This window comes from Acidovorax sp. Leaf160 (assembly GCF_001424265.1).
GTDB lineage: Bacteria > Pseudomonadota > Gammaproteobacteria > Burkholderiales > Burkholderiaceae_C > Paracidovorax.
The window spans coordinates 239,175-251,899 of record NZ_LMOV01000025.1 but is presented as its reverse complement, the minus strand read 5'-3'; the positions used below and the strand labels follow the sequence as shown (position 1 = coordinate 251,899).

General features: G+C 64.5%; 12 protein-coding genes. 8 read left to right on the top strand and 4 right to left on the bottom strand.

Going from position 1 to position 12,725, the window contains the following annotated elements; translation table 11 throughout:
• Positions 1 to 55: 55 nt before the first annotated feature.
• Both msrP and ASF94_RS16370 read left to right on the top strand, forming a co-directional pair.
• Positions 56 to 1,054 carry a protein-methionine-sulfoxide reductase catalytic subunit MsrP gene (msrP, locus tag ASF94_RS16375; RefSeq protein ID WP_056668751.1) on the top strand — a complete coding sequence of 333 codons (999 nt, stop codon included), beginning with the start codon at positions 56 to 58 and terminating at the stop codon, positions 1,052 to 1,054.
• Positions 1,055 to 1,172: 118 nt separating this feature from the next.
• Positions 1,173 to 1,796 (top strand): sulfite oxidase heme-binding subunit YedZ, encoded by a 624-nt coding sequence (locus tag ASF94_RS16370; RefSeq protein ID WP_056668748.1) that lies wholly within the window; start codon positions 1,173 to 1,175, stop codon positions 1,794 to 1,796.
• Between the two features lie 81 nt (positions 1,797 to 1,877).
• Here the strand turns inward: ASF94_RS16370 and ASF94_RS16365 are convergent, their stop codons facing one another.
• The 3 genes from ASF94_RS16365 to ASF94_RS20955 form a co-directional block, all read right to left on the bottom strand.
• Positions 1,878 to 2,696 (bottom strand): MBL fold metallo-hydrolase, encoded by an 819-nt coding sequence (locus tag ASF94_RS16365; RefSeq protein ID WP_056668872.1) that lies wholly within the window; start codon positions 2,694 to 2,696, stop codon positions 1,878 to 1,880.
• Between the two features lie 143 nt (positions 2,697 to 2,839).
• On the bottom strand, positions 2,840 to 4,132 hold the full coding sequence (gene lysA, locus ASF94_RS16360; RefSeq protein ID WP_056668745.1) for a diaminopimelate decarboxylase: 1,293 nt from the start codon (positions 4,130 to 4,132) through the stop codon (positions 2,840 to 2,842).
• Positions 4,129 to 4,440: a lipoprotein gene (locus tag ASF94_RS20955; RefSeq protein ID WP_082493359.1), complete on the bottom strand. Its 312-nt coding sequence runs from the start codon at positions 4,438 to 4,440 to the stop codon at positions 4,129 to 4,131. The genes lysA and ASF94_RS20955 overlap by 4 nt, the downstream gene beginning before the upstream one ends.
• A 12-nt stretch (positions 4,441 to 4,452) precedes the next feature.
• On the opposite strand from ASF94_RS20955, the gene cyaY reads away from it, so the two are divergent.
• Entirely contained in the window at positions 4,453 to 4,782 is a 330-nt protein-coding gene (gene cyaY / locus ASF94_RS16355) for an iron donor protein CyaY (protein WP_056668742.1), read from the top strand.
• Between the two features lie 142 nt (positions 4,783 to 4,924).
• Here the strand turns inward: cyaY and ASF94_RS16350 are convergent, their stop codons facing one another.
• On the bottom strand, positions 4,925 to 7,303 hold the full coding sequence (locus ASF94_RS16350; RefSeq protein WP_056668739.1) for a penicillin-binding protein 1A: 2,379 nt from the start codon (positions 7,301 to 7,303) through the stop codon (positions 4,925 to 4,927).
• A 288-nt stretch (positions 7,304 to 7,591) separates the two neighbouring features.
• Here ASF94_RS16350 and ASF94_RS16345 point away from each other — a divergent pair, with 288 nt between their 5' ends.
• Genes ASF94_RS16345 through pilQ form a run of 5 tightly spaced genes read left to right on the top strand, consistent with a single transcriptional unit; the run spans position 7,592 to position 12,654 of the window.
• A complete protein-coding gene (locus tag ASF94_RS16345; RefSeq protein WP_056668736.1) occupies positions 7,592 to 8,671 on the top strand; it encodes a pilus assembly protein PilM in 1,080 nt (359 codons plus the stop codon).
• The gene (locus ASF94_RS16340; protein WP_056668733.1) at positions 8,668 to 9,282 is read left to right on the top strand and encodes a PilN domain-containing protein; all 615 of its coding nucleotides are present in this window, start codon (positions 8,668 to 8,670) and stop codon (positions 9,280 to 9,282) included. Before ASF94_RS16345 ends, ASF94_RS16340 begins: the two co-directional genes overlap by 4 nt.
• Before the next feature lie 4 nt (positions 9,283 to 9,286).
• Complete coding sequence (locus ASF94_RS16335; protein ID WP_056668731.1) at positions 9,287 to 9,964, top strand: type 4a pilus biogenesis protein PilO; 678 nt, start codon at positions 9,287 to 9,289, stop codon at positions 9,962 to 9,964.
• Positions 9,961 to 10,503 (top strand): pilus assembly protein PilP, encoded by a 543-nt coding sequence (locus ASF94_RS16330; protein WP_056668729.1) that lies wholly within the window; start codon positions 9,961 to 9,963, stop codon positions 10,501 to 10,503. Before ASF94_RS16335 ends, ASF94_RS16330 begins: the two co-directional genes overlap by 4 nt.
• A 24-nt stretch (positions 10,504 to 10,527) precedes the next feature.
• Positions 10,528 to 12,654, top strand: coding sequence for a type IV pilus secretin family protein (gene pilQ, locus ASF94_RS16325; protein WP_056668726.1), 2,127 nt, complete (start codon positions 10,528 to 10,530; stop codon positions 12,652 to 12,654).
• Positions 12,655 to 12,725 lie beyond the last annotated feature (71 nt).

Below are 12,725 nucleotides of genomic sequence, written 5' to 3'. Positions count from 1 at the left end.
ATTGACCGACGTCGCCGCGCCCCGCTGCCGCCCCTCAAGACCCGGAGATCGACCCATGCTGATTCCCTCCCGCCACGACGGTTTCAACCACCCGCACGCCAGCGAGATCACGCCGCGTTCCGTCTATGAAGGCCGGCGCGACATGCTGCGGTGGATGGCAACTGGCGCCGCCGGTGCCGCGCTCGCCTCCTGGGCGGGGCGCGAGGCGCTGGCCCAGCAGGTCGCGCGCCCCGGCAAGCTGGCCGCGCTGCCGGGCGCGAAGTCGGCGGTGGCAGGCGCCGTCGCCATGGACAAGCTCACCGACTACAAGGACGCGAGCACCTACAACAACTACTACGAGTTCGGCGTGGACAAGGCCGACCCGGCGCGCAACGCCCACACGCTGAAGACCTCGCCCTGGACGGTGGAGGTGGAGGGCCTGGTCAACAAGCCACGCAAGTTCGCCATCGAAGACCTGCTCAAGCTGAGCCCGCAGGAAGAGCGCATCTACCGGCTGCGCTGCGTCGAGGGCTGGTCGATGGTGATCCCGTGGGTGGGCTATTCGCTGGCCGAACTGATCAAGCGCGTGGAGCCGCAGGGCAGCGCCAAGTACGTGGAATTCGTCACGCTGGCCGACAAGGCGACCATGCCCTATGTGGGCTCGCGCGTGCTGGACTGGCCCTACACCGAGGGGCTGCGCCTGGACGAGGCCATGCACCCGCTGACGCTGCTGGCGTTCGGCATGTATGGCGAGGTGCTGCCCAACCAGAACGGGGCGCCCGTGCGCCTGGTGGTGCCGTGGAAGTACGGCTTCAAGAGCGCCAAGAGCCTGGTCAAGATCCGTTTCGTCGAGAAGGAGCCGGGCACGGCCTGGAACAAGGCGGCTGCGCAGGAATACGGTTTCTATTCCAACGTGAACCCCAACGTCGATCACCCGCGCTGGAGCCAGGCCACCGAGCGCCGCATCGGCGAAGACGGCCTGTTCGCCAAGAAGCGCAAGACCCTGATGTTCAACGGCTACGAGCAGCAGGTCGGGCAGCTGTATGCCGGCATGGATCTGAAGAAGAACTACTGATACTCCCGATGCTGATGGACGACAGTCAGGCGCTGGCTGCCCGCGGCCGGTTCTCTTCCGGGGCCGCTGCGCCCGAAGCGTGGGCGCCGCGCATACCGTCCCTTGCGGGCCGCATTGCATGAAGAAGTGGTTGCTGCATCCGGCCGCGAAGCCGGTGGTGTTCGCGCTGTGCCTGGGGCCGTTCGCCTGGCTCTTCTATGGCGCGCTGGCCAACCAGCTGGGCGCCAACCCGGCCGAGGCGCTGATCCGCTCCACGGGCGACTGGACGCTGCGGCTGCTGTGCGTGGCGCTGGCCGTCACGCCGCTGCGCGTGCAGTTCGGTCTGGCGCCGCTGGCGCGTTTCCGGCGCATGCTGGGGCTGTTCGTCTTTTTCTATGCCCTGTTGCACCTGCTGTGCTACAGCTGGTTCGACATGGGGTTCGACCTGGGCGAAATCGTGCTCGATGTCGCCAAGCGTCCGTTCATTCTGGTGGGCATGCTGGCTTTCGTGCTGCTGCTCGCCCTGGCTGCCACGTCGTTCAACCGGGCGATCCGCTGGCTGGGGGGCAAGCGCTGGCAGGCCCTGCACCGCACCGTCTATGCCGTCGCTGCACTCGCGCTGCTGCATTTCTTCTGGATGCGCGCGGGCAAGAACCATTTCGGCGAGGTCGCGATCTACGCGGCCATCATCGCGGCGCTGCTGGCCTGGCGGGTCTGGAACCACAGGCGCACCCAGCGACTGAAAGTGCCGCCTCGACAGTGATTATGCTATTAAAATGATAGCATAAGGTGCTTGATTGGTGGGCGCAAAAGCTCTATTTGGCTTGTATTTCCGGCCGTGCCCTCAGCGGCCTGGGCCGCCCCGCACCGACGGGTCGATCCGCGCGGTGGGCAGGCGGTAGGCGGCTTCGCCGAACAGGTCGATGCCGCACTGCAGCTGGTCCAGCCAGTCGAAGAAGTCCCGGATGGCCGCCGGGCCCAGGATGGGCGCGCCGTGCTGCGGCACCAGCATGGCGATGTCGAGCTGCCGTGCCATGCGGGTCCAGAGCCGCAGGATCTTGTTGGACACCATGTAGCGCCGGTGGAAGCCCTCCATGCGCGGAATGTGCGGCGCAAGCTGGGTCACCGGCACGCGGGCCTCGGCGCCGCTCGTCATCGACACGCCCAGATCCCCCGTGAAGAGGATGCGGCTCACCGGGTCGTAGAAGTGGAAGTTGCCCTCGGAGTGCAGGAAGTGCGCGGGCAGCAGCACCAGTTCATGGCGGCCCAGCGGCAGGTGGCCGCCTTCGTCGGGCACGCCGATCACGCGGTTCTCGGTCTTGCCGACCTTGGTGAAGTGCGGTGCGAACCGCTCCCACACGCGGGAGATGACGAGGGTGGCACGCGTGCTGGTCATCCACCGGTCCAGCGAGGCGATGATGTCCGGGTCGGCGTGCGAGGCGATCAGGTAGGAGAGCTTGTGCGGCGGGAAGTGCTGGCTCATCCCGACGAACAGTTCGTTGAACGCCAGGTTGCCACCGGGGTCGATGATGGCGCCCGTGTCGCCGTCGACGATGAGGAACTGGTTGGCCTGCACGGCCTGGCCGCCTTCCTCGATCAGGTCGGGGAACATCAGGCAGGCATGCTGCGCATCGCGGTAGAGCTCAACGGGCGGCTGGGCCATGGCGGCGGTCTTCTGGGCAGTGGAAACGGCCACTGTAGGGCCGCACTGCCGCAGGGCCCTTGATGCGCGTCAAGCAGGCGTGAAGCGCCGGCCGGGGCGCCGCCTCGGCCCGATGAGCCAGGGGGGGCGCGGCCGGGGCGTGGTCAGGCCTGGACGAGCTGCTCGCAGCGGAAGATATCGCTCACCGTCTCGCGCGAGCGGATCAGGTGCGCCGTGGCGCCATCCACCAGCACCTCGGCAGGGCGGGCGCGGGTGTTGTAGTTGCTGCCCATGGAGCTGCAGTAGGCGCCTGCCGACAGCACCGCCAATTGGTCGCCGGGCTGCACCGCCAGCGCACGGTCGCGGCCGATCCAGTCGCCGCTCTCGCAGACCGGGCCGACCACGTCGTAGACCTGCTCAAGCGCCGCCGCACTGCCGCCCGCCTGCAGCGGCACGATGGCGTGGAACGCCTGGTACATGGCCGGGCGGGGCAGGTCGTTCATCGCGGCATCGACGATGCAGAAATTCTTCTGCTCGCCCGGCTTCACGTAGAGCACCTCGGTCAGGCACACGCCGGCATTGCCCACCAGCGAGCGGCCCGGCTCGATCATGAATTGCCGGTCGCCATATCCCCGTGCGTCCAGCTTGGCCAACAGCTTGGCCCACAGGGCATCGGCTTCGGGTGGCGTGTCGCCGTTGTAGTTGATGCCCAGGCCACCACCGAAATCGATGTGGTGGATGGGAATGCCCGCGCCTTCGATGGCCTGCACCAGGTCGAGCAGGCGGTCGGTGGCGTCCAGGTAGGGCGTCTCGTCGGTGATCTGCGAGCCGATGTGGAAGTCGATGCCCACCACCTGCAAACCGGGCAGCGAGGCGGCATGCTGGTATGCCTGCAGCGTGCGCTCATGGGCCACGCCGAACTTGTTGCCCTTGAGGCCAGTGGAGATGTAGGGATGGGTCTTCGGGTCGACGTTCGGGTTCACGCGGATGCTGATCGGCGCCCGGGTGCCCATCGCCACGGCGACTTCGCTCAGCACGTCCAGCTCCGATTCGCTCTCCACGTTGAAGCAGCCGATGCCGGTGGCCAGCGCATTGCGCATCTCGGCGCGCGTCTTGCCCACGCCGGAGAAGATGATCTTGCGCGGATCGCCGCCCGCAGCCAGCACGCGCTGCAGCTCGCCGCCCGAGACGATGTCGAACCCGCAGCCCTGCTGCGCGAAGACCTGGAGCACGCCCAGCGACGAGTTGGCCTTCATCGCATAGCAGATCTGCACCTTGCGGCCCGCGAAGCCGCGCTGATAGGCGGCCAGCGCCGAGAGCATCGACGCCTTCGAATAGACGTAGAGCGGCGTGCCGTGCTCGCGCGCCAGATCGGACAGGGGCAGCGCTTCGATGAACAGGGCGTCACCGCGGTAGGCGATGTGCGGGTGGCCGGGCAGGGGGGAGGGCGTGGTCATGGCTTGGAAGGCGAGGCGGGAGAAGCAGCAGAGGCCGGCGAGTCGGGAGATGCGGGCACCAAGGGAGTGGCGCTGGAAGGGGCGTCAGGGGTGGCCGGCGGTGCCGCTGGGGCGGGGCTGGCAGCGGGTGGCTGGGCCGCCTGCTGCCGCTGCACGAACGGCGTCAGCGTTTGCGGCAGGGTGGCGCGCTGGGCCGCAGCCGGCTCGGTCGGCAGAAACAACGGCCCCCGCTGGCCGCAGCCGGCGACTGCCGCCATGCTCGCGGCAAGGGCGATCGTCCTGACTAGAATTTGGGAAGCTCTCAACATCATCAAATTGTAATGACGGACCTCGAATTTCTGGACCAGGCCGAAAAACTCCTGCTGGCCGTGGAACAAGCCTGCGACCGGATCAACGACGCCACCGACGCCGACCTGGACGCCCAGCGGGTGGGCGGCATGATCACCATCACGTTCGCCAATGGCAGCCAGATCGTCATCAACCAGCAAAAGCCCCTGCACGAGATCTGGCTCGCGGCGCGCACCGGCGGCTACCACTATCGCTTCGATGGCGCGCAGTGGCAGGACACCAAGGGCGGTCTGGAGTTCTTCGCGGCGCTGAACGACAACGCCAGCCAGCAGGCGGGCATGCCGCTGCGCTTCGACCACTGAGTTGCGCTGGCAGGGCAGGGGTGGGCAGGCCGGCCGCAAGGGCTGATGACCCACCGCCGGCGGACGTCCCGGCCCGCACCCCGGGTGCCGGGCAGGTCTCTCGCCGCGGATCTCCGCCCGCCCGCCCCGCCGGTGCCCCGGATCAGTTGCGGAACAGATCCAGGATGCGGCTGCGTTCCTCGGCCGGCGGCGGAGCCGGTGGCGCCGTGCCCGGCGCTGCAGGCGCGTGGTCTTCCATGCCGACGCTGGCGATGCCGGCATTGCGTGCGTACTCGTCGTAGAACCACTCGCCGCCCACGTTCGTCACGCCGGCCGGCACCGTGGGTTCGGCCACCGGCACGCCCTTCAGGGCGCGCTCCATGAAGCTGATCCAGATCGGCAGGCTCAGGCCCCCGCCGGTTTCCCTGCTGCCCAGGTTGCGTGGTGTGTCGTAGCCGATCCAGGTGACCGCGGCGATGGTGGGCTGGAAGCCGGCGAACCAGGCATCGACCGCATCGTTGGTGGTGCCGGTCTTGCCGTAGATGTCCGGGCGCTTGAGCGTGGCCTGGGCGCGGGCCGCGGTGCCCGAGCGGGTCACTTCCTGCAGCAGGCTGTTGGTGATGAAGGCGTTGCGCGCCTCGATCACCCGGGGGTTTTCGGCCGTCGCCGGTGGCTGGAAGTCCGAGAGGATGCGGCCCTTGTGGTCGGTCACGCGGCTGATCAGGTAGGGGTTGACGCGGTAGCCGCCGTTGGCGAACACGGAGTACGCCGACACCATCTGCATCGCGGTAACCGAGCCCGCGCCCAGCGCCATCGTCAGGTAGGGTGGGTGCTTCTCGGCGTCGAAACCGAAGCGGCTCACCCATTCCTGCGCGTTCTTCGGGCCGACGGCCTGCAGGATGCGGATCGAGATCACGTTCTTGGAGCGCGCCAGGCCGGTGCGCATCGTCATCGGGCCGTCGTACTTGCCGTCGTAGTTCTTGGGCTCCCACGGCTGGCCGCCAGTGACGCCGGCACTGAAGAAGAGCGGCGCATCGTTGATCACCGTCGCGGGCGTGAAGCCCTTTTCGAGCGCGGCCGAGTAGATGAACGGCTTGAAGCTGGAGCCGGGCTGGCGCCAGGCCTGGGTCACGTGGTTGAACTTGTTCTTGTCGAAATCGAAGCCGCCGACCAGGGCCTTGATGGCACCCGAGCGTGGATCGACGGCGACGAAGGCGCCTTCGACCTCGGGCAGCTGCGTGGCCTCCCAGGTCTTCTTCGGTGTCTGCACCACGCGGATGATGGCGCCCCGGCGGAGCTTGATGTTGGGCGGCGCCTTGTCGCTCAGGCCCGACTGCACGGGCTTCAGGCCATCGCCGGTGATCTCGAACGGCTCGCCATTGGCACGGGCAGCCACGATCTTCTTGGCGCTGGCCTGCAGCACCACGGCAGACAGCACGTCGCCGTTGTCCGGGTGGCCTGACAAAGCATCGTCAATCGCATCTTCGGCTTCCTGGGGGTCGTCGGGCAGGGTGACGAACTTTTCGGGGCCACGGTAATGCTGGCGGCGTTCGTAATCCATGATGCCCCTGCGCAGCGCGGTGTAGGCCACTTCCTGGTCCCCGGCATTGAGCGTGGTGTACACGTTCAGGCCACGCGTGTAGGCCTCGTTGCCGTACTGGGCGAAGATCAGCTGGCGCGCCATTTCCGCCACGTATTCGGCGTGGATGCGGGTGCTGTCGTTGCCGGAGCGCAGCTTGAGGTCCTCGGCCTTGGCCTCTGCGGCCTGCTCGGCCGTGATGAAGCCGTTTTCCTGCATCCGCTCGATGATGTACTGCTGGCGGATGCGCGCCCGCTTGGGGTTGCTGATCGGGTTGTAGGCCGATGGGGCCTTGGGCAGCCCGGCCAGCATGGCGGCCTCGGCGATGGAGATGGACTTGAGCGGCTTGCCGAAATAGGTTTCCGCTGCAGCGGAGAAACCGTAGGCACGGTTGCCCAGATAGATCTGGTTCATGTAGATCTCGAGGATCTGGTTTTTCGTCAGCAGGTGCTCGAGCTTGAACGTCAGCAGGATCTCGTAGATCTTGCGCGTGAAGGTTTTCTCCGACGACAGGTAGACGTTGCGGGCCACCTGCATGGTGATGGTCGACGCGCCCTGGCTCTTCACCCGGCCCAGGTTGGCCAGCGCCGCGCGGACAACGCCCTTGTAGTCGACGCCGCCATGCTCGAAGAAGCGGGCGTCTTCGATGGCCAGCACGGCATCGGTCATCACCTTGGGGATGTCCTGGATGGGGGTCAGATTGCGCCGCTCTTCGCCGAACTCACCCAGCAACGCGCCCTCTGTCGAGTAGACGCGCAGCGGCAGTTTGGGGCGGTAGTCCGCCAGATCCGACACGTCAGGCAGGTTGGGATAGGCCACGGCCAGCGCTACGGCGATGGTCAGCACGCCGGCCAGGCCCAGGGCGGCTCCGATGCCAACGATCCAGGCGAGCACTCGCAAAAGGACACGCCACCAGGCAGGCGAGGCGGGTGGGGTGGACGGGGCTTTGGCTGGAGGCGGCATGTAGCGCTTTGTGAAGTGAACCCACCATTATAAAAATGGCAGGTGTGCAAGGGTGAGGCCACCCATGAAACCAGTTTGTGCCCATTGCCAGGTACTGCACACCCCTTACCCGCGCGACATGAGCCGGCTTTGCCCGTTCCGCGTGTAGGAAAAGAACGTCTGCTTTTGACAACGGCGGACTTGTTACACGGGTGCAAAAGACTTTGCCGGGGTATGACGGACTGCTAGCATGTAGCGGTAAGTGTTAGGTAATGTTGCGCCCGCTGGGTGTTTAACGAGGGGCTCATCTTGATCTCACTGGGGTCTTTGTTCAATCGACAGTCGGCGCCCCTGCTGGGTATAGACATCAGCTCTTCCAGCGTGAAGCTGGTGGAGCTCGGCCGCGACAAGGCGGGAGCCCTCGTTCTGGAGCGCTGCGCCATGGAACAACTGGAGCGGGGCTGGATTACCGACGGCAACATCGAGAAGTTCGATGAGGTGGCCGAGGCGTTGCGGCGCCTGGTGAAAAAGAGCGGTACCCGCACGCGCAACGTGGCGCTGGCCCTGCCGCCCTCCGCAGTGATCACCAAGCGGGTCTCCCTGCCGGGAGGGCTGTCGGAGCAGGAGCTGGAAGTCCAGGTCGAATCCGAAGCCAATCAATACATTCCTTTTTCGCTGGACGAGGTGAGTCTGGACTTCTGCGTTGTCGGCCCCACCAAGAATGCGTCGGGCGACGTGGATGTCCTCATCGCGGCATCGCGCCGTGAAAAAGTGCAGGACCGCCAGGGTCTGGCTGAAGCCGCTGGACTCAAGCCCGTCATCATGGACATAGAGTCCCATGCCTCGCGTCTGGCGGCTGGGCGTCTGATCGAGGCGCTGCCCAACCGGGGCGTGGATTCCCTGGTGGCGCTCTTCGAGGTCGGCGCCTTGACCACCAGTCTGCAGGTGATCCGCAACGAGGAAGTGCTGTACGACCGCGACCAGGCCTTCGGCGGCGCGCAGCTCACGCAGCTCATCGTGCGCCAGTACGGCTTTTCCCAGGAAGAAGCCGAAAGCAAGAAGCGCAGCGGCGACCTGCCGGAGGACTACCAGTCCGCCGTGCTGCGCCCCTTCGTGGAAAGCATGTCGCATGAAATCAGCCGGGCACTGCAGTTCTTCTTCACCAGCACGCCGTACAACCGGGTCGATCACATCATGCTGGCCGGCGGCTCCGCGCCTTTGCCCGGGCTGACCGAAGCCGTGGTCAAGGCGACCGGCTTCGCCTGCTCGTCGGTCAATCCTTTTGACGGCATGGAGATCGGCAACGCAGTGCGCATGAAGAAGATGGTGCGCGAAGCACCGTCGTACCTGACATCCTGCGGGCTGGCGATGCGGAGGTTCCTGCAGTGATTCTGATCAATTTGCTCCCGCACCGGGAGGCTGCGCGCAAGCGGCGGCGTGAGGCCTACCAGGCGACGATGTTGGCTTCGGCACTGGTCGGTCTGGCGATTGCCGGGCTCATCTACTGGTGGTTCCAGATGATGATCACCAACCAGCAGGAGCGCAACGCGTTCCTGAAGAACGAGATCACGGTCCTGGAGGGCCAGATCAAGGAAATCGCCTCCATCGAGAGCGAGATCGCCTCTCTGCGCGCCCGCCAGAAAGCGGTCGAAGACCTGCAAGCCGACCGGAATCTGCCGGTTCACTTGTTGAACGAGCTCGTGAAGCAGTTGCCGGACGGGGTCTACATCACCAGCCTCAAGCAGGAGGGCGAGATCGTCACCATGCAAGGCATGGCGCAGTCGAACGAACGGGTGTCCGAGATGTTGCGCAATCTGACGGACAAGACGCCCTGGCTCGGCAAACCCGAACTGGTTGAGATCATCGCTACCAATGTAGCGCTGACGCCCCGTGAGCAACGCCGCGTGGCGTCGTTCAATTTGCGGTTCCGGTTGATGCGTGCCTCTGACGCGCAGAAGGCCGCTACGCCGGCTGGCGCTGCCAATGTGGCGGGAAAGTAAGCAGATGGCGAAAAAGCGAACCTCCAAAATAGATTTCGCCAAGTTACAGGGCGATCTGCAGCGCCAATTTCAGAATCTCGACCCCAAAGACCCATCGCGGTGGCCGGCGGCCCCGCGAACGCTGCTGTGCGTCGCGATTGCCGTGGGCATTGCTACTTTTCTATGGTTCTTCAAGCTGACGGACTATGAGGCTGAGCTGGAAACGGAGCGTGCCACCGAACAGACTTTGCGGGCCGACTATCAGGCCAAGTTGATCAAGGCGGTGAGTCTGGATGCCCTGAAAAAGCAAAGAGAGCAGATTCAGCAGTATGTGATTCAGCTGGAAAAGCAACTGCCCAGCAAAGCAGAGATGTCCGCCTTGCTGTCCGACATCAACCAAGCGGGTCTGGGACGCAGCCTCCAATTCGAGCTGTTCCGCCCGGGCCAGGTTGTCGTGCGCGATTACTACGCCGAGCTGCCCATCGCGGTTCGCGTCACAGGCAACTATCACGATATCGGCGCCTTTGCCGCGGACATCGCCAATCTCTCCCGGATCGTCACCCTGAACGACCTGGCTATCGCGCCATCTTCGAAGGAGGCGACAACCTTGTCGATGGATGCAACAGCCCGAACCTTCCGGTACCTCGACCCTGAGGAAATCCAGGCGCAAAAAGACGCTGCAGCAGCAGGGAAGAACAAATGACATCCTCAAGATGCCTGGCCGCGCTCGTCGCAGCCTCTGCTTTGACGGGCTGCGGCCAGTCTGGCGAAGGCGATCTGCGCACCTGGATGGACGAGTTGCGTGCCACCACCAGACCGCAGGTCACGCCACTGGTCGAGCCAAAGCAGTTCATTCCTGAGAACTACGTTGGCGGGGGTGGAGCAGATCCCTTCAGCGTTGCCAAGCTGACTCAGGCTTTGCGCCGGGACTCCGTGCAGTCGGTTACCAACGCTTCGTTGGTGGCACCGGAAATGGCGCGCCGCAAGCAGCCGCTGGAGTCCTACCCGCTCGACGCGATGACCATGGTGGGCAGCCTGAACAAAACCGGCATCCCTACAGCTCTGTTGAGTGTAGAAAAGCTGCTCTACCAGGTGCGTGTGGGGGATTACCTGGGACAGAACTACGGAAAGATCGTGAAGATCAGTGAAACCGGGGTTCAGATTCGAGAGATCGTCCAGGACGGGGCCGGCGACTGGATAGAACGTATGACCGCGCTGGAGCTGCAAGAGGGAAAGAGGTAAGGAATGAATGACAACCATCGCCCCATGCTCGGGTGCTTTCGTGCGACGGCCGTGCTCGCCGTGGCCGTTTTCGCGACCACCTTCGCCTTTGCGAGGGGATCCATCCAATCGGTCACCGGCGTGTTGCAAGGCGGTGGCGAAACGGTGCGCATTGAGCTGTCTGAGGCTCTGACAGCGGTGCCCACGGGTTTTGCCATCCAGTCACCCGCGCGCATTGCGCTGGACTTTCCGGGAGTCACCAACGGAACCGGCCGGTCCCTTATTGAGATCAACCAGGGCAATATCCGGTCGGCGAATATTGTCGAGGCAGGCGATCGGTCGCGCTTGGTGTTGAATCTCAAGCAGCCCACGGCCTATCAGGCCGAACTCCAAGGCAAGTCGCTGCTGGTGTCGCTGGCGCCTGTCAGCAGTGCGGCCAGCGTCGCGCAGGCCGCGCCCACGCTGTTCGCCGAAGATCACAACAACAACGTGCTGGCACTGCGGGATCTGGACTTCCGCCGGGGCAGCGATGGTGCAGGCCGCGTGGTCGTCGGGCTGGCCAACAACCAAGTGGGCGTGGATCTGCGTCAGCAGGGCAAGTCGCTGGTGGTGGAATTCATGCGCTCGTCCTTGCCCGAAGGCCTGCGCCGCCGGCTCGACGTGACGGACTTCGGCACGCCGGTTCAGACCATCACGGCATCACAGCAGGGCGAGCGTGTCCGGCTGGTCATCGAGCCCACCGGCGAATGGGAGCACAGCGCCTACCAGAGCGATGGCCAGTTCGTGGTGGAAGTGCGCCAGAAGAAGGTGGACCTGAGCAAGCTGACCCAGGGCCCGGGATACAGCGGCGAAAAGCTGTCGCTGAACTTCCAGAACATCGAGGTCCGGTCGCTCCTGCAGGTGATCGCGGACTTCACCAACTTCAACATCGTCACATCCGATACGGTCACCGGAGCACTCACGCTGCGTCTGAAGGACGTGCCCTGGGATCAGGCGCTCCAGATCATCATGGACGCCAAGGGCCTGGGCATGCGCAAGTCCGGCACCGTGCTCTGGATCGCACCCAAGGACGAGATCGACGAGCGTACCCGCAAGGATTACGAAGCGGCCCAAGCCATTCTCAAATTGGAGCCTCTCCGCACCCAGGCTTACCAGTTGAATTACGCGAAGGCAGCTGACATGGTGGTGCAACTGACCACCGCGTCGGGCGGTGGCGGCGGCAGCACGACGGGCCAGAACAACCGCTTTCTGTCTGAGCGCGGCAGCGCCCTGGCGGAGCCTCGTACCAACCAGCTCTTCGTGACCGACACCCCCGGCAAGCTCGAAGAAGTCCGCCTGCTGTTGCAGACGCTAGACGTCGCGGTGCGACAGGTGATGATTGAGGCGCGAATCGTTGAGGCTCGGGATTCCTTTGGACGTTCGCTGGGCGTGAAGCTGGGCGGCGGAGACCTCCGGGCCAACCGGGGCGGAGATGGCGGCTACGGAATCGGCGGAAGAAACCGGGTCGCGGTCGGTACCGGTTACGACAACGCCGTGAATTCCTCTGGGTTCGGTTCTGCGGTAGACGTGGGGGGAACCTTCGTCAATCTGCCTGCGTCCGTGTCGAGCGTTCCTACCGTGGGCACTTTCGCGTTGTCCATTTTCAATTCGGCCGCCAACCGCTTTCTGTCGCTGGAGCTCTCCGCCATGGAAGCCGACGGCCAAGGCAAGATCGTTTCCAGCCCCCGTCTGATCACCGCCGACCAGACAAAGGCACTGATCGAGCAAGGCACGGAATATCCGTATTCCGTGACGGCGCCCAACGGAGCCACCACCATCGCCTTCAAGAAAGCCGTGTTGAAGCTGGAAGTGGTTCCGCAGATCACCCCTGAGGGCAACATCATCCTTGACCTGGACGTCAACAAAGACAGCCGCGGCGAAAGCACGACGCAAGGCGTCGCCATTGACACCAAGCACATCAAGACCCAGGTGCTCGTCGAAAACGGCGGCACGGTGGTGATCGGGGGGATTTTCGAGATGGAAGAGACCAATCAGGAAAACAAGATACCCGTGCTCGGCGACGTGCCGGTGGTGGGGAATTTGTTCAAGAACCGAACGAGGGAGTCGACAAAGCGCGAGATGTTGGTATTCATTACGCCCAAGGTGATTTCTGATAAAGGTCCGGTTCGTTAAATTTCGATAGGGGAAAAAATGAAGTTATTGATGAGATCAGTTGCGTGCGTTCTGGCAGCTACTCTGGCAGC